Raw genomic sequence first — 21781 nt, 5'->3', positions numbered from 1 at the left:
GTCCTGCCCGCTAGTCACCGTCCGGCACGGACGCGAACCGACCCGAGTCCAGCGCTTCGGCCAGCTGCCCGGCGATCCAGTGCAGCGCGCCGGCGTCACGCGGCAGTACCGCCTGCTCGTAACCGACCAACACATAGACACCCCACGCCGCGAACACCTCGGCCTGCCGCTTGTTGTTCAAAACCTCGAATGCCGACTCGTACATGATGTCGAACCTTTGCCGATCCACCGCAGCTTGGACGGAATACACCTCGGGATCGACCGCGCTCCACACCCGAATCGCGGCCTCGGCGCCGTGCGGCAGACTCAACCCCTCCTGGATGAGCGTGTCGATGCGGCGGCGAGGATCCGGCTCGGCGCGCACCGCCTCGACGATCTGCATCGTCTGACGCTGCATCCAGTGGGCGACCAGTTCCTTGGTGTATCCGGGCCAGCCGGAGAAGTAGTGGTAGAAGGACCCGGTGGTGACGCCGAGGCGGTTACACACCTCAGCCAACTTCAGCCCGCCGTAGCCGAGATCCGACAGCACTTCGAGACCCGCATCGAAGTACGAATCGCGCGATACGACGCCCGCCATGGCTGAACCCTAGCCGGGGCATCTTCTTTTTGTGGCCAACGGGGGTGGCCTGCTTCGTTTTCGGGATAGCTGACTCCCGAGAATTTGCTGGGCGAGCTAGACAAAATGTCTGGATTTTGACACCCGGGCAAACAATCAAGTGAGCTGTGGCACAATTTGACCGTGCCGCAACATACCGCTAGTCGAGGGCCAGGTCGTCCGCCCGCAGCGAAGGCAGCTGAAACCCGTGAACGCATCATACAAGCGGCTCGCGAGGTATTCAGCGAACTCGGTTACGACGCCGCGACCTTCCAGGCGATCGCGATTCGGGCTGATCTCACGCGCCCAGCCATTAACCACTACTTCGCGAGTAAGCGCGTGTTGTGGAGCGAGGTCGTAGAGCAAACCAATGCGCTCGTAGTTAGCGCGGGCATGTCGAAAGCGCAGGGCGAGACCAGTCTGCTCGGTCGGCTTTCCGCCTTTTTCACGGTTGCCATGCAGGCCGACTCCGAGGACCGCTCTGCCGCAGCATTTCTCGTCACCTCGGTGCTGGAATCGCAGCGACACCCCGAACTGAGCAACGACGAACACGATTCACTGCGCGCGTCGCGGGAGTTCATGTCGTGGGCCGTCAACGATGCGATCAATCGCGGCGAGCTCACCACCGACACCGACGTCAACCACCTCGTCGAGATGTTGGTCGCGGTGATGTGGGGAATGGGCTTCTACGCCGGCTTCGTGGGCAGTCACGAAGATCTGACGTCGGTGGTGCACAAGTTCGAACTGCTGATGGCGAACAAGCTGTGGAATCTCCACGAATAACGGTCTACCTGCGGTGATGTAGCCCACATTTCGTGTAGCCTTGCTAACTTTATAGCTAGCATTGCTTACGAAATGACTGATGTGAGTGAGGTGCGGCTGGTCCGCACGGACGGCGACAGCTGGGACATCACCGAAAGCGTCGGTGCGACGGCGTTGGGAGTGGCGGCCGCGCGGGCCGCAGAGACCGCCCGACCCGACGCGCTGATCCGCGACGAGTACGCCTACCTGCTCGCGTCGGCCGCGGGTCCGGCGTGGGCGCAGATGGCCAGCACCGACACCGGTTGGCTCGGCGACGACGAATACGGCCTGCGCATGCACGAGATGGCACGCGACTACCAGGCGGTGCGCACCCACTACTTCGACGCCTACTTCACTGCGGCCGCCCGCACTGGCATCCGGCAGGTGGTCATCCTGGCCGCGGGGCTGGACTCGCGCGCGTATCGGCTCGACTGGCCCGCGGGCACCACGGTGTTCGAGATCGATCAGCCGAAGGTGCTCGACTACAAGACGTCGACGTTGGACGCCCACGGCGCGGTGGCCAAGGCGCGACGCGTCCCGGTCGCGGTCGATCTGCGCGACGACTGGCCCGCGGCGCTGATCGCCGCGGGGTTCGACCCCGGCCTGCCGACGGCGTGGCTGGCCGAAGGGCTGCTGCCCTACCTGCCCGGTGACGCACAGGACCGGCTGTTCTCACTGATCACCGCGCACAGCGCGGCGGGCAGCGAGATCGCGGTCGAGGCGTTTCACCTGGACCCGTCGCAGTACTCCCTCCAACGGCGCGCGGCACGGCGGGAGCGCACCGCTGCGCTTCGCGAGCGGCTCGGGCTCGATCTCGACGTCGACACCCTGATGTACACCGACGACGAGCGCGCCGACACCGCCGAGTGGCTGGCCGACCACGGGTGGCGCGTCGACGCCGTGGCCAGCGCCGACGAGATGGCCCGGCTGGGGCGTCCGGCCGGTGACGGCCTGGTCGACGAAGGGCTGGACAGCGCGTTTGTGCACGGCCGGTTCGAGGGGAGCGGCCGATGAGTTCACTGCGCACCGACAACGACACCTGGGACATCGCGACCAGCGTTGGCGCGACCGCCGTGATGGTGGCCGCGGCCCGCGCCGCCGAGACCGATCGGGCCGACGCGCTGATCCGCGATCCGTTCGCGAAGGATCTGGTGGCAGGCGCGGGCACCGGCATCTGGGAGTTCATGCTCGACAGCGAGTTCGTCGCCAAGGTCGGCGAGGCTGATCCGGAAGTCGCCGCGATCATCGAGCACATGGGCAGCTATCAGGCTGTCCGCACGCACTTCTTCGACGCCTTCTTCACCGCGGCGGTCGAAGCGGGCATCCGTCAGATCGTCATCCTCGCGTCCGGTCTTGACTCCCGCGCCTACCGGCTGCCGTGGCCCGCGGGCACCACCGTGTTCGAGATCGACCAGCCCAAGGTGCTCGAATACAAGGCCGAGACGCTGAAGTCCCACGGCGCCACACCGAGTGCGACCCGCCGTGCGGTGCCGATCGACCTGCGAGACGACTGGCCGAAGGCGTTGCGTGACAACGGCTTTGATCCCACGCAGCCGACGGCATGGTTGGCCGAGGGACTGCTGATGTATCTGCCCGCCGCGGCTCAGGACCGGCTGTTCGAGAACGTCACCGCGCTGTCTGCGCCGGGTAGCCGCATCTCGGCGGAGACGGTCGGCATCCACTCGGCGGAGCGGCGCGAGCGGATGCGCGAGCGCTTCGGAAAGTTGGCGGCGCAGTTCGGCATCGACGACACGCTCGACGTGGGCGAGTTGACGTATGAGGATCCGAACCGCGCCGACGTCGCCGTCTGGCTCGCCGAGCACGGGTGGCGGTCGACCGCCGTCGCCTCGCAGGACGAGATGCGCCGGCTCGGCCGGGCCGTCGAGTTGACCGACACCGGCGACGACTCGTTCTCCACCTTCGTCAGCGGCGAGAAGTTGTAGGCCGTTCCCGGCGTGGGCCCACACGTCAGTAGGGGATGACCCCTTTGACAAGAAACCGAACCTGTTGGCTGAGCCAACCGGTTGGTTAGGATCGGGTATCCGTCCTCGGGTCAGGAAGGCACCCCACCATGACCACCGAATCCGTCGCGCGCGCAACCGCCCAGACACCGGCCGTCGACATCCCAGGCACCGTCAACCGGCTGCGGGAAACGTTCAACTCCGGCCGAACCAGAAGTGTGCAGTGGCGTATCCAGCAGCTTCAGGCGCTGGAGAAGATGATGAACGACAACGAGGGCGCCATCACCGAGGCCCTCGAAAAAGATCTGGGCCGCAGCCCGTTCGAGGCGTGGCTGGCCGATATCGCCAGCACCGCAGGCGAAGCGAAGGACGCCGCCAAGAACGTCAAGAAGTGGATGCGCCGCAGGTTCCGGCTGCTGGAGATGTCGCAGCTGCCCGGCCGCGGGTGGATCGAATACGAGCCGTTCGGCACGGTGCTGGTCATCGGCGCGTGGAACTTCCCGTTCGTGCTGACGCTGGGACCGGCCGTCGCGGCGATCTCCGCGGGCAACACCGTCGTGCTCAAGCCGTCGGAGGTGTGTCCCGCCTCGTCGGCGTTGATGGCCGAACTGGTGTCGCGCTACCTCGACAACGACGCCATCGCGGTGATCGAGGGCGGCGCCGATTGCAGCCAGGAATTGATCGCACAGGGCTTCGACCACATCTGCTTCACCGGCGGCACCGAGATCGGCCGCAAGGTCTACGAAGCGGCCGCCCCGCACCTGACTCCCGTCACGTTGGAGTTGGGCGGCAAGAGCCCGGTGATCGTGTCCGCCGACGCCGACATCGACGTCGCGGCCAAGCGGATCGCATGGACCAAGCTGATCAACTCCGGGCAGATCTGCATCGCCCCGGACTACGTGTTGGCCGACGCCAAGATTCGCGACGAACTCGTCGACAAGATCAAGGACGCGGTGACGACGTTCGAGGCGAACAACCCCGGCGGCAAGCGCATCGTCAACGAGCGCCACTTCGACCGGCTCACCACGTCGTTGGCCGCGACCAAGGGTGAGGTCGTCATCGGCGGCGGTTCGGATGCGTCCACCATCAGCATCCAGCCGACAGTCGTCGTCGACCCCGACCCGGCCGAGCCGCTGATGACCGACGAGATCTTCGGGCCCATCCTGCCGATCGTGACCGTTCAATCGCTGGACGACGCAATCGGATTCGTGAATGCACGGCCCAAGCCGCTGGCCGCCTACCTGTTCACCAAGACCAAGAGCATCCGCGAGCGGGTGATCAAGGAAGTGGCCGCAGGCGGCATGGTGATCAACCATCTGTTGTTCCACTTCGCGACCAACAAGCTGCCGTTCGGCGGCGTCGGTCCGTCGGGCATGGGCGCGTATCACGGCAAGTTCGGCTTCGAGCAGTTCAGCCACAAGAAGACCGTGATGACCAAGCCGACCCGACCCGACGTCGGCGCGTTCATCTATCCCCCGTATACAGAGAAGGCTTTCAAGCTCGCCAGACGGCTGTTCTGAGAAAGGAACCTCATGCCAGGAGTGCAGGATCGCGTCATCGTCGTCACCGGGGCCGGGGGCGGACTGGGCCGCGAATATGCGTTGACGCTCGCCAGGGAAGGCGCCAGCGTCGTCGTCAACGACCTCGGCGGTGCCCGCGACGGCACCGGGGCCGGCCACTCGATGGCGGACCAGGTGGTCAAGGAGATCAAGGACGCGGGCGGTCGCGCCGTCGCCAACTACGACTCCGTCGCCGAACCGGAGGGCGCCGCGAACATCATCAAGACCGCGGTCGAGGAGTTCGGCAAGGTCGACGGCGTGGTGAGCAACGCGGGCATCCTCCGCGACGGCACGTTCCACAAGATGGAGTTCGCCAACTGGGACTCCGTGCTCAAGGTGCACCTGTACGGCGGCTACAACGTGATTCGCGCCGCGTGGCCGCACTTCCGCGAGAACAGCTACGGCCGGGTAGTGGTCGCGACGTCGACCAGTGGACTGTTCGGCAACTTCGGCCAGGCCAACTACAGCGCCGCCAAGTTGGGCCTCGTCGGCCTGATCAACACGCTGGCCCAGGAAGGCGCCAAGTACAACATCAAGGCCAACGCCGTCGCGCCGATCGCCGCCACCCGGATGACCGAGGACATCCTGCCCAAGGAGGTCCTCGAGAAGCTGACGCCGGAATACGTGGCACCTGTCGTCGCGCAGTTGTGCACCGAAGAGGTGCCCGAGACCGCTTCGATCTTCATCGTCGGTGGCGGCAAGATTCAGCGCGCGGCGCTGTTCCAGAACGACGGCGTCACGTTCGACCACGTGCCCAGCGTCGACGAGGTCGCCGCGAAGTGGGGCGAGATCACCGACCTGTCGGCCGCCAAGCACGCCACCTTCAGCCTCGGCTGACCGGATGAAAGCGCTTGTCGCGCAGGAACTTTCCGGCCCGTCAGGTTTGGTGTACACCGACGTCGACGACCTGAGCAGCCAGGATGCGGTCGTCGTCGACGTGGGTGCGGCCGGGGTGAGCTTTCCCGACCTGCTGCTGCTCCGCGGTGAGTACCAGTTGCGCCTCGAGCCCCCGTTCATCCCGGGGATGGAGGTGGCGGGCGTGGTGCGGTCGGCGCCGTACGAGTCGGAGTTCACGGTCGGTCAACGGGTCACCGCGTTGGCGATGCTGGGTGGATGGGCCGAGCAGGTGGCGGTGCCTGCCGCCAACCTGAAACCGACGCCTGACGACATCGACGATGCCGAAGCCGTTGCGCTGCTTGGCAATTACCAGACGATGTATTTCGCGCTCGCCAAGCGGGGCGCGCTGCGGGCCGGCGAGACCGTGTTGGTGCTCGGGTCCGGCGGCGGTATCGGCACTGCGTCGGTGCAGATCGCCAAGGCGCTGGGTGCGCGCGTCGTCGCGATGGTGCATCGCCCGGAAGCCGCCGAATTCGTCAAGACGCTCGGCGCCGACGTGGTGTTGCCGCTGACCGACGGTTGGCTGCAGGCGGTGAAGGACGTGACGGACGGCCGCGGCGTCGATCTGGTGGTCGATCCGATCGGTGGCGAGGCGTTCGACGACGCGATCCGCGCACTGGACACCGAGGGCCGGCTGCTGGTGATCGGCTTTGCGGCAGGCGGCATTCCGACAGTGAAGGTCAACCGGCTGTTACTGCGCAACGTCAGCGTCATCGGCGTCGGTTACGGCGAATACGTCAACCGCAAGCCGGGTGCGCAGGCGCTGTTCGAGTTCGGTGTCAACGAGTTGGTCAAGGCGGGCCTGCGGCCACCGCCGCCGATCCGATACCCGCTGTCCGAGGGCAGGGCCGCGTTGCAGAGCCTGGCTGATGGCGGGGTGTTCGGGAAGGTCGTGCTGGAACCGTGAGCGTGCAGGCGTTGGCGTTCGACGTGTTCGGCACGGTGGTGGATTGGCGGTCCAGCATCATCGCCGAGCTGGAGCAGTTCGGGCAACGCCATGGGCTGCAACGGGATTGGGCCAGCTTCGCCGACGACTGGCGGGCTGGTTACGCCCCGGCGATGGATCGGGTGCGGCGCGGTGAGCTGCCGTGGACCAGGATCGACGACCTGCACCGGATGATCCTCGGTGAACTGCTCGGCGATATGTCGGTGACGGCCGAGGAGATCGACGAGCTGAATCGGGCGTGGCACCGGCTCGACCCGTGGCCGGACAGCGTCGCAGGGCTGACGCGATTGAAGGAGAAGTTCACCATCACAACGCTTTCCAACGGGAACTTGTCGCTGCTGACCAACATGGCCAAGCGTGCCGGGTTGCCGTGGGATTGCGTGATCTCCGCGGAGCTGTTCCACCACTACAAGCCCGATCGGGAGGCCTACCTCGGCTGCGCCGATCTGCTCGGGGTGCGCCCCGACGAGCTGATGCTGGTCGCCGCGCATCCCAGCGATCTGAGAGCCGCCAGCGCGGCAGGCCTGAAGACCGCGTACGTGGACCGGCCGCTGGAACACGGACCTGACGCTGCGCCGCAGATTGTCGGTCCCGACGAGTTCGATTTCACTGCAACCGATTTCGTGGATCTGGCCGACCAGTTGGGTGCATGAGCACCGCCGGCGTCGTCCTGGTCGCGCTGGCGATCGCCGTCGGGCTTGTCGGCATCGTGGTGCCGCTGCTTCCCGGGACGCTGCTGGTGTTCGGCGCGATTGCGGTGTGGGCCGTCATCGAACACAACGTCACGGCGTGGGTGACGCTCGGCGTGGTGGCCGCGGTGCTGGCGGTGTTCACCCTGATCAAGTACCTGTGGCCGGCGCGGCGGATGCGGGCCGCCGACGTCAGCACCCGGAGCCTGTTGGCCGGTGCGGTGCTGGGCATCATCGGCTTCTTCGTGATCCCGGTGCTCGGCCTGCTCCTCGGTTTCGTGCTGGGAATCTATGTGGCCGAACTGGCGAAGCGGCGTGATCAGCGGGCGGCGTGGACGTCGACGAAGCACGCGCTCAAAGGCGTCGCGCTGTCGGTCGGGGTGGAACTGTGCGGCGCGTTGCTGGCTACGGCGGCGTGGGCGGTTGGCGTTTACCTGACTCAATAGCGTCGATGCGCATCATGTGTGCGAACCTGCCGATGAACAACGGCGGATAGGCGCCGACGCCGGCGTCGGCAAACCATTCCGCGGCGATGTCGGGTCTGCGCAGCCAGCGTTCTGCGCTGTCGGCGTCGACCAACTCGTGCAGGAACATCACCTCGTGGGGGTCGTCGAACGCCTCGAAGATCCGCAGTCGCGCAATTCCGGCCTTCAAGAACATGTCTCGGGCCGCACGGACGTGGGCGCGGAACTCCTCCACGTCGTCGACCACCGTGATACCCACGACGACAATGCCGGTCGGTGCGGCGGTGGGATCGCCGACGAAGTCGAACTGTTCGATGAGTTCACCCGCGAACACCGCGGGCAGATCCTGGACGCCGACGGCGTCGAACCATTCGAAAAACGCTCGTGAGCGCAGAAGTTCGGCGACCGGTTCGCGGGTGTGCAGCGCGATGGTGACCAGCACCCGCTCCGGGTCGGCGGTGGAGGTGAAGACGAACACGTGATGCGCACCGAGCGCGGCGAGGCCCTCGCGGCGTCGCTGCAACAACGGCCACACGCGCGTCGGGTCGGGCACCCGGTAGTCGGTGGTCAGTATCAGTGAATGCGCTTCGGGAATCATCGTCGGATAAGGACGGTACCGCCCGCGAGGCGCGTTCTTTCGTGAAACTATCCCAGCAGCGCTGCGCGAACCCCGGCGAGCGCATCGTCGGTGACGCCCGCGGCGGTCAGGTACTCCCGGAGCGAACCGTAATTCTCTTCGATCGACCGGCGGGAGGCGTCCAGATAGTCCTCGTGCACTCCCAGCACCGCGTCGGTGAGCCGCGCCTCGGCGAACGTGACTTCTTCGTCGGTGTCGGTGCGCTCCCTGATCGAAGCCATGATCTGTTCGCGCAGCCGCGGCACGGCGGCATTGCTGCGCAGGAAATCCTCGACGACGACGTCGCGGTCGATTCCGATGGCGTCAAGCACCGTCGCCACCGTGAAGCCGGTGCGGTCCTTGCCCGCGAAGCAGTGCGTGATCACCGGGCGCTCGTCGGCGAGCAGCGAAATGACTTGCCGCACAGCACGTTGCGCACCGCCCAGCGTCGGGAAACGGGTGTACTCCTCGGTCATGAACCTGCGGGCGGCGATGGTGATGTCTTCGTCGTCGGGCTTTTCGCTCATCATCTTCTGAAACGCCGTCTCGTGCGGCGCCTCGCCGTCGACGGCCGAGACCTCGTGGAAATGCAGCAGGTGCACCTGGACGCCCTGCGGCACGAGGCCAGGGCCGTGGCGCTCGACCTCGCGGGCCGATCGGAGGTCGGCGACGTCGGTGATGCCCAGTCGGCGGAAGGCGTCCCGGCCACCGTCGTCGAGGCGGCTCAGCTCACTGGAGCGGAAGAACCGGCCGGGCCGGATGCCGGTCGCCTCGGCGACGTCGCGGAAGTTCCACGCGCCGGACAGCTCGCCGACCTCGACAGACACTAGGGCGTCACCGCCGCTGCCAGAGGCGACTTCTCGCGCCCCAGTTCGTTGCGCGCGATGGTTCGCATGTGCACCTCGTCGGGCCCGTCGAACAACCGCATCGCCCGGTGCCAGCCGTACAGCCGGGCCAGCACAGTGTCGTCGCTGACACCCGCGGCGCCGTGCACCTGGATCGCCCGGTCGATCACGTTGCACGCCATCTGCGGCGCCACCGCTTTGATCATCGCGACCAACTGCTGAGCGTCCTTGCTCTTGTTGCCGTGCTGGTCGATGGTCCATGCCGCCTTGTGACACAGCAGCCGGGCCTGGTCGATCTCGTTGCGCGACAACGCAACCTGCTGCTGCACCACGCCCTGCTCGGCCAACGGCTTACCGAAGGCGATGCGGCGGTTGACGCGGTCGATCATCAGCGCCATGGCCCGCTCGGCCACCCCGATGGCGCGCATGCAGTGGTGAATGCGGCCGGGTCCGAGCCGGGCCTGGGCGATCGCGAACCCGCTGCCCTCCTCGCCGAGCAGATTGGCCGTCGGCACCCGCACGTTGTCGAAGCTGATCTCGCAGTGCCCGTGCTGGTCCTGCCAGCCGAACACCGGAAGCGACCGCTCGATCGACACCCCTGGGGTATCGACCGGCACCAGGATCATCGACTGCTGCTGGTGGCTCGCCGCGTCCGGGTTGGTGCGGCCCATCACGATCAGGATCTTGCAGCGCGGGTCGGCCGCGCCCGAGATCCACCACTTGCGCCCGTTGATCACATAGTCGTCGCCGTCGCGCAGCATCGTCGTCTGAATGTTGCGCGCATCGCTGCTGGCCACCGCGGGCTCGGTCATCGCGAACGCGCTGCGGATCTCACCGTTGAGCAACGGCTCGAGCCACTGCTTGCGCTGCTCCTCGGTGGCGAACAGGTGCAGCGTCTCCATGTTGCCGGTGTCGGGCGCTGCGCAGTTGGTGGCCTCGGGCGCCAACTCCATGCTCCAACCGGTGAGCTCGGCCAGCGGCGCGTACTCCAGGTTGGTCAACCCCGATTCCGCAGGCAGAAAGAGGTTCCACAGCCCGCGATCCTTGGCCAGCTTCTTGAGTTCCTCGACGACTGGCGGGACCGTGTGATCCTTGGGGCCCTTCTCCTCGCGATACGCGTCATAGGCGGCCTCGGCGGGGAAGACGTGCTCGACCATGAAATCTGCCAGCCGGTCGTAGTAGTCCTGGCCCTTGGCCGACATCGCGAAGTCCATGCCTGCACGATATGACACCTGTCCATTGAGGGAATCACGGCGGCTCATCGGGCGTACAAACATGACATGACCGAGAGCCGTCCACCGTTTCCCCCGTTCAATGTCGACAGCGCGCGCCAGAAGGTCCAGGCCGCCGAGGATGCCTGGAACAGTTGTGACCCCCACAGGGTCAGCCTCGCGTACACGGTGGACTCGCACTGGCGCAACCGCGACCAGCACATCCTCGGGCGCGAACAGATCGTCGAGTTCCTCACCCGCAAGTGGGAACGCGAACTGGACTACGTCCTCCGCAAGAGCCTGTGGGGCTTTCGGGAGAACCGGATCGCGGTGCGCTTCCAATATGAATGCCACGACGCCGACGGGCAGTGGTACCGCAGCTATGGCAACGAGCTATGGGAGTTCACGCCGGAAGGCCTGATGGCCCGCCGCGAGGCCAGCATCAACGACGTCAAGATCGAGGAGTCGGAGCGGCGCTACTTCGGTCCCCGACCGGAATCGGAGTACGGGCTCGACATCCCGCTGTGGTGACCGGCCGCTGAACAGAGAAACCCTCCCCGGGGCTACTTCGGGGAGGGTTCCGGTCTGGGAGCGTCAGCGGGAGTAGCTGGGCTGCAGGTCGGCGAGGTGGTGGACGCCGTGGTGCCAGTACCAGCCGGGCTGGGCGTGCGGGGCGGGGTGGGCTTTGACCGAGGGCACCGCGACGATGTTGGGCTGCTGGACCTCGGTGGTGGCGGCGGATGCGGTGCCTGCCAGGCCGAGGGCGGCGCCGCCGATGACGCCTGCGGCGATGATCGGAAGGGCGAAAATCCGGGTGTTCTTCATTGAGTTCTCCTGTCTCCGTTGACTTTTGGTCTTGTCTGCCGGTGTGTTCCGGCGATGACTCAAGACTGCCGGTCGGCGGCGCCGTTGTATGTCCGGCGATCGGAGGTGAAACAGGATGAACCGCTTGTCCCCCAATCGGGGGAAGGTGTCAGGCGGGGAGGTTCTCGGCGACCGCGGTCAGCGCGGCCAGATGTTCGTCGACGCTGCGCAGACCGGCGCCCATCGTGTTCACCGACACGTGGGTGGCGCCGACGGCGGCCCATCGCGCGAGGTCGTCGGCAACCTGCCGACGGTCACCGCGCCAGTTGACGCGGCCCTCCATCCCAAGCGCCGACGGGTCCCTGCCCGCCGCGGCGGCCGACCGCGCCACGATGTCGCGCGCCTCGTCGAGTTGTGGGCCCGGCCCCATCATCGGGAACCAGCCGTCGGCCACCCGGCCCGCGCGCTCCAGTGCAGGCCGCGACGAGGCGCCGATCCACACCGGGATGGGCCGCTGGACGGGCAGCGGCGCGAGGCCGGCACCGGTCAACCGGTGGTGCTTGCCCGCGAAGGTCACCGCGCGCTCGGTCCACAACCGACGCATCACCTCGACCTGCTCGGTCAGCCGCCTGCCGCGGTTGGTGAAGTCCTCACCCAGCGCCTCGTACTCGACGGCGTTCCAGCCCAGTCCGACGCCCAACCGCAGCCGTCCCTCGCTGAGCAGGTCGACCTCCGCCGCCTGCTTGGCGACCAGCACGGCCTGCCGTTGCGGCAGGATGATGACGCCGGTCACCAGCTCCAGCGTGGTGGTGACCGCGGCGAGGTAGCCGAACATCACCAGGGGCTCGTGAAACGTCGTGTCGACGTCGTAAGGACCTGACCAGCCGACGTGCACCGACGGGTCCGCGCCGACCACGTGGTCGTAGACCAGCAGGTGGGCGTAACCGAGTTCCTCGACCCGTTGGCCGTAGGCGCGCACTGCCGAGGCGTCGCCGCCGAGTTCGGTCTGGGGGAACACCACGCCGATTCGCATACCTGGCCCAACACGTCGAGGCCCTCCCCCAATTCCTGGGCGAGGGCCTCGACAGGCGATGGTCAGCGGGTGTAGCTGGGCTGCAGGTCGGCGAGGTGGTGGACGCCGTGGTGCCAGTACCAGCCGGGCTGGGCGTGCGGGGCGGGGTGGGCTTTGACCGAGGGCACCGCGACGATGTTGGGCTGCTGGACCTCGGTGGTGGCGGCGGAGGCGGTGCCTGCCAGGCCGAGGGCGGCGCCGCCGATGACGCCTGCGGCGATGATCGGGAGGGCGAAAATCCGGGTGTTCTTCATTTGAGTTCTCCTGTCTCCGTTGACTTTTGGTCTTGTCTGCCGGTGTGTTCCGGTGATGACTCAAGACTGCCGGTCGGCGGCGCCGTTGTATGTCCGGTGATCGGACGGCGACACGGATGAATCACGGGTCCCCCAATCGGGGGAACAACTGCGTGCTGCTGTGCGACGCTGGCTGCATGACCAGCGAAAAGGTCCGCGTGGTGGTCGGTGACGACCATCCGCTGTTCCGCGACGGGGTGGTCCGCGCGCTGACGTCGAGTGGGTCGATCGAGGTGGTCGCCGAAGCCGACGACGGCCTGTCAGCGCTGGAGGCGATTAGGGCGCATTCGCCGCAGGTGGCGCTGCTGGACTACCGCATGCCGGGCATGGACGGGGCGGAGGTGGCGGCCGCCGTGCAACGCGACGAACTGCCGACCCGGGTGCTGCTGGTGTCCGCGCACGACGAGTCGGCGATCGTGTTCCGGGCGCTACAAGAGGGCGCGGCCGGCTTCCTGCCGAAGGAGTCGACCCGCAGCGAGCTGATCAATGCGGTGCTGGACTGCGCGAAGGGCCGAGATGTGGTGGCGCCCAGCCTCGCCGCAGGGTTGGCAGGCGAGATCCGCAAGCGCGCCGAACCGGAGGGCCCGGTGCTGAGCCCGCGTGAGCGTGAGGTGCTCAAACTGATCGCCGCGGGCAGCAGCATTCCCGCGATGGCCAAGGAGCTGTTCCTGGCCCCGTCGACGGTGAAGACCCACGTGCAGCGGCTGTACGAGAAGCTCGGTGTCAGCGACCGGGCCGCCGCCGTCGCGGAGGCGATGCGCCGCAAGCTGCTGGAGTAGCGTGGCGCGCTCCGTCCAACCGTTCATCGAGTACCTCGCCGCCGAACCGGTACGCGTCTCGGCGGTGCTGCGGCTGCCGCTGATCGGGCTGATCGCCGTCCTGGTGTGGATCTGGGAGGTCGACCACTGGCTGCCGGCGCTGTACGCGGTGATTCTCGGTGTGTACGGGGTGGCCGCGGCGCTGTGGTTGGTGGCGGTGATGAAAGGTCCGGTGCCCCGATGGGGGGATTGGGCGTCCACCGCCGTCGACTTGGTGGTGATCCTGACGCTGTGCCTGGTGTCCGGCGGTGCGACCGCGGCGCTGCTGCCCGTCTTCTTCCTGCTGCCGATCTCGGTGGCGCTTCAGGACCGGCCACAGATGACGGCGATCATCGGAACCGTCACCGCGGCAGGTTATCTCGCGGTGTGGATCTTCTACTCCAAACGCGACGACAAGGTCGGACTGCCGAACATGGTGTACACGCACTTCGGCTTTCTGTTGTGGTTGGCCGTGGCGGTGACCGCGCTGTGTTACGTGCTCGCCCGCCGGTCGGCGCGGGTGAAGGCGCTGCAGGAGATGCGGCGCCAACTCGTCTCGGAGGCAATGCAATCCGACGAGCGGCACAACCGCGAGGTCGCCGAGCACCTGCACGACGGCCCGCTGCAGACGCTGCTGGCGGCGCGCCTCGAACTGGATGAGGCGCGCGAACGAAACCCCGATCCTGCGCTCGACATGGTCTACGCCGCGCTGCAGGAGACCGCGACCGGGCTGCGGTCGACCGTCACCCAGCTGCACCCGCAGGTGCTGGCACAGCTGGGCCTCACCGCCGCGGTGCGGGAGCTGTTGCGGCAGTTGGAGTCCCGCACCGACCTCGTCGTCGAGGCCGACCTGGAGGATGTGGGCAAACCCGAATCGCAGGCCCTGCTGTATCGGGCCGCCCGCGAACTGCTGACCAACATCAGCAAGCATGCGAAGGCGACCACGGTGCGTGTCAGTCTGGCCCGCAAGGGCGATCGCATCGTGATGACGATCGACGACGACGGCGCCGGCTTCGATCCCGCGATCGTCGCGCAGTACGTCGCCGACGGCCACATCGGCCTTGGCTCGCTGCTGGCCCGGTTCGACGCCATGGGCGGTGCGATGGACATCGACTCGCGGGTCGGCCACGGCACCGCGGTGACGATCACCTCCCCACGGGAACCCTCTCCCGGCGAGCAGACATAGAAACGTGTCCACCGCGGCGTGTCAACACGTTTCTGCGTCTGCTCGCGGGGCTCGCGGGAGTTAGGAAGTCAGCCCGCGCGCGATCACCAGCCGCTGAATCTGGTTGGTGCCCTCGAAGATCTGGGTGATCTTGGCCTCGCGCATGTACCGCTCGACGCGGAAGTCGCGCGTGTAACCGACCCCGCCCAGCACCTGCACCGCGTCGGTGGTGACCTTCATCGCGGCATCGGTGGCCACCAACTTCGCGACGCTGGCCTGTTGTGAATACGGCCGACCCAGATCGCGTCGGCGCGCCGCATCCAGATAGGCGGCCCGTGCGCTGGCGACCGCGGCGGCCATATCGGCCAGCAGGAAGCCAAGCCCTTGATGGTCGATGATCTTGCGCCCGAACGTCATTCGCTCGTTGGCGTACTTGACGGCCTCGTCCAGCGCGGCCTGCGCCAGCCCGACGGCGACCGCGGCGATGCCCAACCGTCCGGAGTCCAACGCCGAGAAAGCGATCTGCAGGCCCTGACCCTCGGCGCCGATCAACCGGTCCGCCTCGACAACCGCGTTGTCGTAGAACGCCGACGTCGTCGGCACCGCGTGCAGGCCCATCTTCTCTTCGGGCTTGCCGAAACTCAGGCCCGCGAGATCACCCGGCACGAGGAAGCACAACACCCCGCGGGAGCCTTCACCGGTGCGCGCGAACAACGTGTAGAAGTCCGCCCGCCCGCCGTGGGTGATCCACGACTTGGCGCCGTTGAGCACGTAGCGGCCGTCCGAAAACACCGCCTTGCACTGCAGCGCCGCGGCATCCGAACCGGCCTGCGGTTCGGACAGGCTGTACGCGCCGATCTGCGCACCGCTGAGCATGTCCGGCAGCCAGCGGCGCTTCTGCTCCTCGGTGCCGAAGGCCAGCAACGGATGCGACGACAAGCTGTGCACGCTGACGGCGACCGCGACGGCCGCCCACCGCGCCGCGATCTCCTCGAGCACCTGCAGATAGACCTCGTACGGCTGACCGCCGCCGCCCCACTCCTCCGGTTGCGGGAGGCTCAGCAGCCCCGCGGCGCCCAGTTGGGCGAACACGCCGTCCGGGTAGGTCTCGGCCTTCTCGTGTGCGTCGACGATCGGGTCGAGCACCTTGTCGCAGATCTCCCGCGTCAGCGCGATCAGGTCCTCGGCGTCCTGTGAAGGCAACAACCGGTCGACGGGCATCGGAGGGCTAGACCTTCTCGGTGACCGAGAGCGCCGCGTTGATCGCGTCGACCCGGTCCTTGGCGTCACCGAACAGCATCTGGGTGTTCTGCCGGAAGAACAGCGGGTTCTGTACGCCCGCGTACCCCGACGCCATGGACCGCTTGAACACGATCACGTTGTTGGCGTTCCACACCGTCAGCACCGGCATGCCTGCGATCGGGCTGCCCGGGTCCTCGGAGGCGGCCGGGTTGACGGTGTCGTTGGCGCCGATGACGAGCACGACGTCGGTGTCGTCGAAGTCGTCGTTGATCTCGTCCATCTCCAGGACGATGTCGTAGGGCACCTTGGCCTCGGCCAGCAGCACGTTCATGTGGCCGGGCAGCCGGCCCGCGACGGGGTGGATGCCGAACCGGACGTTGACGCCGCGGTCGCGCAGCCTGCGGGTCAGGTCGGCGACGCCGTACTGGGCCTGGGCGACGGCCATGCCGTAGCCCGGCGTGATGATCACCGAACTGGCCGACTCGAGCAGTTCGGCGGCGCCCTCGGCGGTGATCTCGCGGTGCTCGCCGTAGTCCTTGTCGTCGGCGGGGCCCGCCTCGATGCCGAAACCGCCTGCGATCACGGAGATGAACGACCGGTTCATCGCCTTGCACATGATGTAGGACAGGTAGGCACCCGAGGACCCGACCAGCGCGCCGGTGACGATCAGCAGATCGTTGGACAGCAGGAAGCCCGAAGCCGCTGCGGCCCAGCCGGAATAGCTGTTCAGCATCGACACCACCACCGGCATGTCGCCGCCACCGATCGAGGCGACCAGGTGCCAGCCCAGCAGCAGCGCCAGCACGGTGACCACCACCAGCAGCCACAGCTGCGGGTCGATCACGAACCACACGGTCAGCGCGGCGAAGACGACGAGCGCGCCGACGTTGAGGAAGTTCTTGCCCGGCAGCATCATCGGCGCCGACTTGATGCGCGCCGACAGCTTGAGGTTGGCCACGATCGAACCGGTGAACGTCACGGCGCCGATGAAGATGCCGATCACCACCTCGGCCGAGTGGATGCCAAGCAAGCCCTCGTGCTGCAGCGTCACGGCCTCGGCGCTGACCAGGTCATGTTCCACGTCCAGGTAGCCGTTCCAGCCGACCAGCACGGCGGCGAGGCCGACGAACGAGTGCAGCAGCGCGATCAACTCGGGCATACCGGTCATCTCGACGACCTTCGCGCGCCACAGGCCGATCGCCGCGCCGATGGCCATGGCGCCGAACAACAGCGCCACGCCCAGCGGTTCGATGTGACGGGCGAACGCGAGCGCGATCGTCGCGATCAACGCGACAGCCATCCCGACAATGCCGAAAGTGTTACCCGCCCTTGATGTTTCATGCTTGGACAGGCCGGCCAGCGCGAGGATGAACAGCAACGCCGCGACGACGTACGCCGCGGTCGCGGTGGTTTCCAGGGTAAACATCTCAGCTCCTCGAGAACATGGCCAGCATGCGGCGGGTGACCGCGAAACCGCCGAAGACGTTGATGCTGGCGAGCAGGGTCGCCAGGGTGGCCAGCACGGTGACGACGGCAGCACCGTGGCCGATCTGCAACAGGGCGCCGACGACGATGATCCCGGAGATCGCGTTGGTCACCGACATCAGCGGGGTGTGCAGCGCGTGGTGCACATTGCCGATCACGTAGTAGCCGATCACGATGGCCAACGCGAACACCGTCAGGTGCACCTGCAACGCTGCCGGTGACAGCGCGATCAGCGCGAAGAGCACGGCTGCGGCGGCGAAGGTCAACCCCAACCGGCGCGCGATCGTCATCGGCTGCTTGGCCGGCTTGGTCTCGACCGGGGCCGCCGCGGCGGCGGCAGGCGCCGCGGACACCTGCACCGGCGGCGGCGGCCAGGTGATCTCGCCGTCGCGGACCACCGTCACCGAGCGCTGCACGACGTCCTCGAAGTCGAGGATCAGCTTGCCGTCCTTCTCCGGTGTGAGCAGCTTGAGCAGGTTGACCAGGTTGGTGCCGTACAGCTGGGACGCCTGCGCGGGCAGCCGGCCCGCCAGATCGGTGTAGCCGATGATCGTCACGCCGTTGTCGGTGACGATCGCCTGGTCCTTCACGGTGCCCTCGACGTTGCCGCCGTTGGCCGCGGCCATGTCGACGATGACGCTGCCGGGCTTCATCGAAGCCACCATGTCTGCGGTGATGATGCGCGGCGCGGGCTTACCGGGGATCAGCGCGGTGGTGATGATGATGTCGACGTCCTTGGACTGCTCGGCGTACAGCTGCGCCTCGCGGGCCTTGTAGTCGTCGCCCATCTCCTTGGCGTAGCCGGTGGCCGACACTTCAGCCGCGGCCGGATCCACCGCCAGGTACTCACCGCCCAGCGAGGCGACCTGATCGGCGACCTCGGGCCTGGGGTCGGTGGCGCGCACGATGGCGCCGAGGCTGCCCGCGGCGCCGATGGCCGCGAGGCCGGCGACGCCTGCGCCGACGACGAGCACCTTGGCAGGCGGCACCTTGCCCGCCGCGGTCACCTGCCCCGTGAAGAACCGGCCGAACTTTCCTGCGGCCTCGATGACGGCGCGATAGCCGGCGATGTTCGCCATCGACGACAGCACGTCCATCGACTGGGCCCGGGAGATCCGCGGAACGGCGTCCATGGCCAGCACCGTGATCGGGCGGGTGGCCAGCTGCTCGACGAGCTCAGGCTTCAGCGCAGGCGAGATCAGGCTGATCAACGTGGCGCCTTCGCGCAAAGCCGCGATCTCGGCTTTGTCCGGCGCGTTGACCTTGAGCACCACGTCGGCGGTCCAGGCGTCGCCGATCTCCGCGCCCGCCTCGTTGAACGCCGCATCGGAGAAGCTCGAGGCGGCGCCAGCGCCGGACTCGACGACTACCTCATAGCCGAGCTTGATGAGTTGGCCCACCGTCTGGGGCGTCGCGGCCACCCGGGTTTCCCCAGGCAGCGACTCTCGCGGGATCCCGATGATCATCGATTTCGATCCGATCTAGTGCTGTCACGGTCCGGTCGAGGTGCGACGATGCCCCCTCGACACAGCTCGTCATGGGACGAGTGGAATACGTCAGTCTAAGAGTTGACAGAACTACGCCACGTGTCCTGTGGCGTCTGACGCCGCGGGCAATAAAACTCGTGCTGAGCGCAGCCATTCCCAGCAACGCAGCCAGCGGCAATTGTGTCCGGGTGTCGGTATTCGTGGATATCGCTCCCGACGAGTCGCTCGTAGACTCGCCGGCGGCGGTCGTGCCGTCCGGCAAGTGGCGTGGTCGGCTGACCCGCGCCGCTTTGCCGCTGCTGTCGGTGATCGTGTTTTTCGTCGTCTGGCAGGCCGTCGCCGTCAGCGGCATCTGGAACCAGACGTTCGTGCCCTATCCCAGTGCGGTGTGGCGCGCCTTCCTCGACGTCTCCACCACCCATGACGGGGTCCGCGGCTACGCCGGCTACCTGTTGTGCGAGCACCTCTACATGACGTTGCGCCGCGTCTTCGCAGGCGTGGTCATCGGTGTCGTGCTCGGTGTTCTGCTCGGCCTGGTGATGGGCTCGGTCAGTTGGGTGCGCAGCGTGCTCGAACCGTGGCTGACGTTCCTGCGGGCGCTGCCGCCGCTGGCCTACTTCTTTCTCCTGGTGATCTGGCTCGGCATCGACGAGGCCCCGAAGATCACCCTGCTGGCGCTGGCCGCGCTTCCGCCCGCCGCGGTCGCCACCACCGCCGCGGTGGTCGCGGCCCCGGTCGGGCTGCAGGAGGCCGCCAGGGCGTTGGGCGCGTCCCGCCGCGACGTGATCCGCGACGTCGTCGTGCCGTCCGCGCTGCCGGAGACCTTCACCGGCATCCGGCTTGCCGTCGGCATGGCGTACTCGTCGGTGGTCGCCGCCGAACTGTTCAACGGGCTGCCCGGCATCGGCGGCCTCGTCAAAGACGCAAGTAACTACAACAACACCCCCGTCGTGCTGGTCGGCATCTTCGCCATCGGAATCTCCGGCCTTGTCATCGACGGTCTGCTTCGCGCCGTGGAACGGCGCAGCGTCCCGTGGATTGGAAAGGTGTGAAAGATCTGATGAAATTCAAGGCGCTTATTGCGGTTGCGGCGGCCGCCACGTTGGCGTTGGCGGGCTGCTCGGTCGACCACTCGGGGCAGCAGGCCGACAAGCCGACCATTCGCATTGGTTACCAGAGCTTTCCGTCCGGTGACCTGATCGTGAAGAACAACAAGTGGCTCGAAGAGGCGCTGCCGGACTACAACATCAAGTGGACGAAGTTCGACTCCGGCGCCGACGTCAACACCGCGTTCATCGCCAAGGAACTGGACTTCGGCGCCCTTGGCTCCAGCCCCGTCGCGCGGGGCCTCTCGGCGCCCTTGAACATCCCGTACAAGGTCGCCTTCGTGCTCGACGTCGCGGGCGACAACGAGGCGCTGGTGGCGCGCAACGGCAGCGGCATCAACACCATCGCCGAACTCAAGGGCAAGCGGATCGGCACCCCGTTCGCGTCGACCGCGCACTACAGCCTGCTGGCCGCGCTCAACCAGAACGGCTTGTCCGCCAACGATGTTCAGCTGGTCGACCTGCAGCCGCAGGCGATCCTGGCCGCGTGGGACCGCGGCGACATCGACGCCGCGTACTCCTGGCTGCCCACCCTCGACCAGCTGCGCAAGACCGGCAAGGATCTGATCACCAGTCGGCAGCTGGCCAAGGACGGTAAGCCGACGCTTGACCTCGGTGCGGTCCGCGATGAATTCGCCACCGCGCATCCTGACGTGGTCGACACCTGGCGGCAGCAGGAAGCCCGCGCGCTCAAGGTGATTCAGGACGATCCGGCCGCGGCGGCCAAGGCCATCGCCGCCGAGATCGGGCTCACCCCCGAGGACGTCGCCGGTCAGCTCAAGCAAGGCGTGTACCTGACGCCGGAGCAGGTCGCATCGCCGGAATGGCTTGGCTCCGAAGGTAAACCGGGCAACATCGCGGTCAACCTGCAAAGCGCATCGCAGTTCTTGGCCGACCAGAAGCAGATTCCGTCGGCGGCGCCGTTGCAGACCTTCCAGGACGCGATCTATACGAAAGGATTGCCAAGTGCCATCACGCAATGACGGCACAATCCACATCAGTAACGTTTCGCACCGCTACGGCAGGGGCCGCGGCGCCCTGACCGCGCTGGGACCCGTGGACCTGACCGTCGAGCCGGGATCGTTTCTGGTTCTGGTCGGCGCGTCGGGCTGCGGCAAGAGCACGCTGCTGCGCCTGCTCGCGGGCTTCGAATCACCAAGCGAGGGAACGGTTGCGGTGGCAGGCGCGGCGCCGACACCCGGTGTGACGGCGGGCGTGGTGTTTCAGCAGCCCCGGCTGTTCCCGTGGCGCACCGTCGGCGGAAACGTCGACCTGGCACTGAAATACGCGAACGTGCCGCGGGAACGGCGCGCCGAACGTCGCAATCAACTGCTTGCCAGGGTCGGGCTGGAGGGCACCGCGGACCGGCGGATCTGGGAGATCAGCGGCGGGCAGCAGCAGCGTGTCGCGATCGCGCGGGCGCTGGCCGCCGAGACGCCGCTGTTCCTGCTCGACGAACCGTTCGCGGCGCTGGACGCGCTCACCCGCGAGCGGTTGCAGGAAGACGTCCGTCAGGTCAGCGCGGAATCGGGTCGCACGACGGTGTTCGTCACGCACAGTGCCGATGAGGCGGCGTTCCTCGGCTCGCGGATCGTGGTGCTGACGCGGCGGCCGGGACAGGTGGCGTTGGACCTTCCAGTGGACTTGCCGCGGACAGGCGTCGACCCCGACGAATTGCGTCGATCACCGGAATACACGGAGTTGCGCGCTGAAGTGGGGCGCGCGGTGAAAGCGGCTGCTGCTTAG

The 21781-nt window shown here is 67.1% G+C and carries 24 protein-coding genes; 14 read left to right on the top strand and 10 right to left on the bottom strand.

Features of this window, described 5'->3' with window-relative positions; all coding sequences use genetic code 11:
* Positions 1-10: 10 nt before the first annotated feature.
* Positions 11-577 carry a TetR/AcrR family transcriptional regulator gene (locus C1A30_RS24380; protein WP_101950914.1) on the bottom strand — a complete coding sequence of 189 codons (567 nt, stop codon included), beginning with the start codon at positions 575-577 and terminating at the stop codon, positions 11-13.
* Positions 578-739: 162 nt separating this feature from the next.
* Here C1A30_RS24380 and C1A30_RS24375 point away from each other — a divergent pair, with 162 nt between their 5' ends.
* From C1A30_RS24375 to C1A30_RS24340, 8 genes are all read left to right on the top strand, one after another.
* Complete coding sequence (locus C1A30_RS24375) at positions 740-1378, top strand: TetR/AcrR family transcriptional regulator (protein WP_200828529.1); 639 nt, start codon at positions 740-742, stop codon at positions 1376-1378.
* Between the two features lie 72 nt (positions 1379-1450).
* The gene (locus tag C1A30_RS24370) at positions 1451-2410 is read left to right on the top strand and encodes a class I SAM-dependent methyltransferase (protein ID WP_101950912.1); all 960 of its coding nucleotides are present in this window, start codon (positions 1451-1453) and stop codon (positions 2408-2410) included.
* Entirely contained in the window at positions 2407-3339 is a 933-nt protein-coding gene (locus tag C1A30_RS24365; protein ID WP_101950911.1) for a class I SAM-dependent methyltransferase, read from the top strand. Before C1A30_RS24370 ends, C1A30_RS24365 begins: the two co-directional genes overlap by 4 nt.
* 128 nt (positions 3340-3467) lie before the next feature.
* Complete coding sequence (locus C1A30_RS24360; RefSeq protein WP_101950910.1) at positions 3468-4877, top strand: aldehyde dehydrogenase family protein; 1410 nt, start codon at positions 3468-3470, stop codon at positions 4875-4877.
* A 12-nt stretch (positions 4878-4889) separates the two neighbouring features.
* A complete protein-coding gene (locus tag C1A30_RS24355) occupies positions 4890-5753 on the top strand; it encodes an SDR family oxidoreductase (protein ID WP_101950909.1) in 864 nt (287 codons plus the stop codon).
* A 4-nt stretch (positions 5754-5757) separates the two neighbouring features.
* On the top strand, positions 5758-6720 hold the full coding sequence (locus C1A30_RS24350) for an NADPH:quinone oxidoreductase family protein (protein ID WP_101950908.1): 963 nt from the start codon (positions 5758-5760) through the stop codon (positions 6718-6720).
* Positions 6717-7412, top strand: coding sequence for a haloacid dehalogenase type II (locus C1A30_RS24345; protein ID WP_101950907.1), 696 nt, complete (start codon positions 6717-6719; stop codon positions 7410-7412). The genes C1A30_RS24350 and C1A30_RS24345 overlap by 4 nt, the downstream gene beginning before the upstream one ends.
* The gene (locus C1A30_RS24340) at positions 7409-7894 is read left to right on the top strand and encodes a DUF456 domain-containing protein (protein WP_101950906.1); all 486 of its coding nucleotides are present in this window, start codon (positions 7409-7411) and stop codon (positions 7892-7894) included. Before C1A30_RS24345 ends, C1A30_RS24340 begins: the two co-directional genes overlap by 4 nt.
* Here the strand turns inward: C1A30_RS24340 and C1A30_RS24335 are convergent.
* The 3 genes from C1A30_RS24335 to C1A30_RS24325 are packed head-to-tail and all read right to left on the bottom strand — an operon-like array spanning position 7854 to position 10575.
* The gene (locus C1A30_RS24335) at positions 7854-8510 is read right to left on the bottom strand and encodes a fatty-acid--CoA ligase (protein ID WP_101950905.1); all 657 of its coding nucleotides are present in this window, start codon (positions 8508-8510) and stop codon (positions 7854-7856) included. The two genes, C1A30_RS24340 and C1A30_RS24335, sit on opposite strands and share 41 nt — an antisense overlap.
* Positions 8511-8557: 47 nt before the next feature.
* On the bottom strand, positions 8558-9355 hold the full coding sequence (locus C1A30_RS24330; RefSeq protein ID WP_101950904.1) for a tyrosine-protein phosphatase: 798 nt from the start codon (positions 9353-9355) through the stop codon (positions 8558-8560).
* The gene (locus C1A30_RS24325; protein ID WP_200828528.1) at positions 9355-10575 is read right to left on the bottom strand and encodes an acyl-CoA dehydrogenase family protein; all 1221 of its coding nucleotides are present in this window, start codon (positions 10573-10575) and stop codon (positions 9355-9357) included. The genes C1A30_RS24330 and C1A30_RS24325 overlap by 1 nt, the downstream gene beginning before the upstream one ends.
* A 78-nt stretch (positions 10576-10653) precedes the next feature.
* Between C1A30_RS24325 and C1A30_RS24320 the strand changes: the two genes are divergently transcribed.
* On the top strand, positions 10654-11115 hold the full coding sequence (locus tag C1A30_RS24320) for a nuclear transport factor 2 family protein (protein ID WP_101950902.1): 462 nt from the start codon (positions 10654-10656) through the stop codon (positions 11113-11115).
* A gap of 63 nt (positions 11116-11178) precedes the next feature.
* On the opposite strand, the gene C1A30_RS24315 is transcribed toward C1A30_RS24320, so the two are convergent.
* The 3 genes from C1A30_RS24315 to C1A30_RS24305 form a co-directional block, all read right to left on the bottom strand.
* Positions 11179-11409: a hypothetical protein gene (locus C1A30_RS24315; protein WP_101950901.1), complete on the bottom strand. Its 231-nt coding sequence runs from the start codon at positions 11407-11409 to the stop codon at positions 11179-11181.
* A 148-nt stretch (positions 11410-11557) separates the two neighbouring features.
* Positions 11558-12421: an LLM class F420-dependent oxidoreductase gene (locus C1A30_RS24310; protein WP_101950900.1), complete on the bottom strand. Its 864-nt coding sequence runs from the start codon at positions 12419-12421 to the stop codon at positions 11558-11560.
* Positions 12422-12483: 62 nt separating this feature from the next.
* Positions 12484-12714 (bottom strand): hypothetical protein, encoded by a 231-nt coding sequence (locus C1A30_RS24305; protein WP_101950899.1) that lies wholly within the window; start codon positions 12712-12714, stop codon positions 12484-12486.
* Between the two features lie 176 nt (positions 12715-12890).
* Between C1A30_RS24305 and C1A30_RS24300 the strand changes: the two genes are divergently transcribed.
* A complete protein-coding gene (locus C1A30_RS24300) occupies positions 12891-13532 on the top strand; it encodes a response regulator transcription factor (protein ID WP_101952851.1) in 642 nt (213 codons plus the stop codon).
* Position 13533: 1 nt separating this feature from the next.
* The gene (locus C1A30_RS24295) at positions 13534-14736 is read left to right on the top strand and encodes a sensor histidine kinase (RefSeq protein WP_101950898.1); all 1203 of its coding nucleotides are present in this window, start codon (positions 13534-13536) and stop codon (positions 14734-14736) included.
* Positions 14737-14796: 60 nt separating this feature from the next.
* Here C1A30_RS24295 and C1A30_RS24290 read toward each other — a convergent pair whose 3' ends face one another.
* From C1A30_RS24290 to C1A30_RS24280, 3 genes are read right to left on the bottom strand one after another with little or no spacing between them, the layout of a single operon-like run.
* Positions 14797-15936 carry an acyl-CoA dehydrogenase family protein gene (locus C1A30_RS24290; RefSeq protein WP_101950897.1) on the bottom strand — a complete coding sequence of 380 codons (1140 nt, stop codon included), beginning with the start codon at positions 15934-15936 and terminating at the stop codon, positions 14797-14799.
* 7 nt (positions 15937-15943) lie between these two features.
* The gene (pntB, locus tag C1A30_RS24285) at positions 15944-17383 is read right to left on the bottom strand and encodes a Re/Si-specific NAD(P)(+) transhydrogenase subunit beta (protein ID WP_101950896.1); all 1440 of its coding nucleotides are present in this window, start codon (positions 17381-17383) and stop codon (positions 15944-15946) included.
* Position 17384: 1 nt separating this feature from the next.
* Positions 17385-18908, bottom strand: a complete 1524-nt coding sequence (locus C1A30_RS24280) for a Re/Si-specific NAD(P)(+) transhydrogenase subunit alpha (protein ID WP_101950895.1) — start codon at positions 18906-18908, stop codon at positions 17385-17387.
* A 209-nt stretch (positions 18909-19117) separates the two neighbouring features.
* On the opposite strand from C1A30_RS24280, the gene C1A30_RS24275 reads away from it, so the two are divergent.
* The 3 genes from C1A30_RS24275 to C1A30_RS24265 are packed head-to-tail and all read left to right on the top strand — an operon-like array spanning position 19118 to position 21781.
* Entirely contained in the window at positions 19118-19981 is an 864-nt protein-coding gene (locus C1A30_RS24275; RefSeq protein ID WP_101952850.1) for an ABC transporter permease, read from the top strand.
* A gap of 8 nt (positions 19982-19989) precedes the next feature.
* Positions 19990-21018, top strand: coding sequence for a glycine betaine ABC transporter substrate-binding protein (locus C1A30_RS24270; RefSeq protein ID WP_101952849.1), 1029 nt, complete (start codon positions 19990-19992; stop codon positions 21016-21018).
* Complete coding sequence (locus tag C1A30_RS24265; protein ID WP_101950894.1) at positions 21002-21781, top strand: ABC transporter ATP-binding protein; 780 nt, start codon at positions 21002-21004, stop codon at positions 21779-21781. Before C1A30_RS24270 ends, C1A30_RS24265 begins: the two co-directional genes overlap by 17 nt.

This window comes from Mycobacterium sp. 3519A (genome assembly GCF_900240945.1).
In the GTDB taxonomy this organism is placed as follows: domain Bacteria; phylum Actinomycetota; class Actinomycetes; order Mycobacteriales; family Mycobacteriaceae; genus Mycobacterium.
This window is presented reverse-complemented; position numbering and strand designations above follow the sequence as displayed.

Excerpts from the sequence above, each read along its gene's own strand:
- C1A30_RS24280 (WP_101950895.1), bottom strand. The coding sequence starts at position 18,908 with ATGATCATCGGGATCCCGCGAGAGTCGCTGCCTGGGGAAACCCGGGTG.
- C1A30_RS24310 (WP_101950900.1), bottom strand. The coding sequence starts at position 12,421 with ATGCGAATCGGCGTGGTGTTCCCCCAGACCGAACTCGGCGGCGACGCC.
- C1A30_RS24335 (WP_101950905.1), bottom strand. The coding sequence starts at position 8,510 with ATGATTCCCGAAGCGCATTCACTGATACTGACCACCGACTACCGGGTG.
- C1A30_RS24360 (WP_101950910.1), top strand. The coding sequence starts at position 3,468 with ATGACCACCGAATCCGTCGCGCGCGCAACCGCCCAGACACCGGCCGTC.
- C1A30_RS24300 (WP_101952851.1), top strand. The coding sequence starts at position 12,891 with ATGACCAGCGAAAAGGTCCGCGTGGTGGTCGGTGACGACCATCCGCTG.
- C1A30_RS24380 (WP_101950914.1), bottom strand. The coding sequence starts at position 577 with ATGGCGGGCGTCGTATCGCGCGATTCGTACTTCGATGCGGGTCTCGAA.
- C1A30_RS24350 (WP_101950908.1), top strand. The coding sequence starts at position 5,758 with ATGAAAGCGCTTGTCGCGCAGGAACTTTCCGGCCCGTCAGGTTTGGTG.
- C1A30_RS24320 (WP_101950902.1), top strand. The coding sequence starts at position 10,654 with ATGACCGAGAGCCGTCCACCGTTTCCCCCGTTCAATGTCGACAGCGCG.
- pntB (WP_101950896.1), bottom strand. The coding sequence starts at position 17,383 with ATGTTTACCCTGGAAACCACCGCGACCGCGGCGTACGTCGTCGCGGCG.
- C1A30_RS24290 (WP_101950897.1), bottom strand. The coding sequence starts at position 15,936 with ATGCCCGTCGACCGGTTGTTGCCTTCACAGGACGCCGAGGACCTGATC.
- C1A30_RS24315 (WP_101950901.1), bottom strand. The coding sequence starts at position 11,409 with ATGAAGAACACCCGGATTTTCGCCCTTCCGATCATCGCCGCAGGCGTC.
- C1A30_RS24305 (WP_101950899.1), bottom strand. The coding sequence starts at position 12,714 with ATGAAGAACACCCGGATTTTCGCCCTCCCGATCATCGCCGCAGGCGTC.
- C1A30_RS24325 (WP_200828528.1), bottom strand. The coding sequence starts at position 10,575 with ATGTCGGCCAAGGGCCAGGACTACTACGACCGGCTGGCAGATTTCATG.
- C1A30_RS24370 (WP_101950912.1), top strand. The coding sequence starts at position 1,451 with ATGACTGATGTGAGTGAGGTGCGGCTGGTCCGCACGGACGGCGACAGC.
- C1A30_RS24355 (WP_101950909.1), top strand. The coding sequence starts at position 4,890 with ATGCCAGGAGTGCAGGATCGCGTCATCGTCGTCACCGGGGCCGGGGGC.
- C1A30_RS24340 (WP_101950906.1), top strand. The coding sequence starts at position 7,409 with ATGAGCACCGCCGGCGTCGTCCTGGTCGCGCTGGCGATCGCCGTCGGG.
- C1A30_RS24365 (WP_101950911.1), top strand. The coding sequence starts at position 2,407 with ATGAGTTCACTGCGCACCGACAACGACACCTGGGACATCGCGACCAGC.
- C1A30_RS24270 (WP_101952849.1), top strand. The coding sequence starts at position 19,990 with ATGAAATTCAAGGCGCTTATTGCGGTTGCGGCGGCCGCCACGTTGGCG.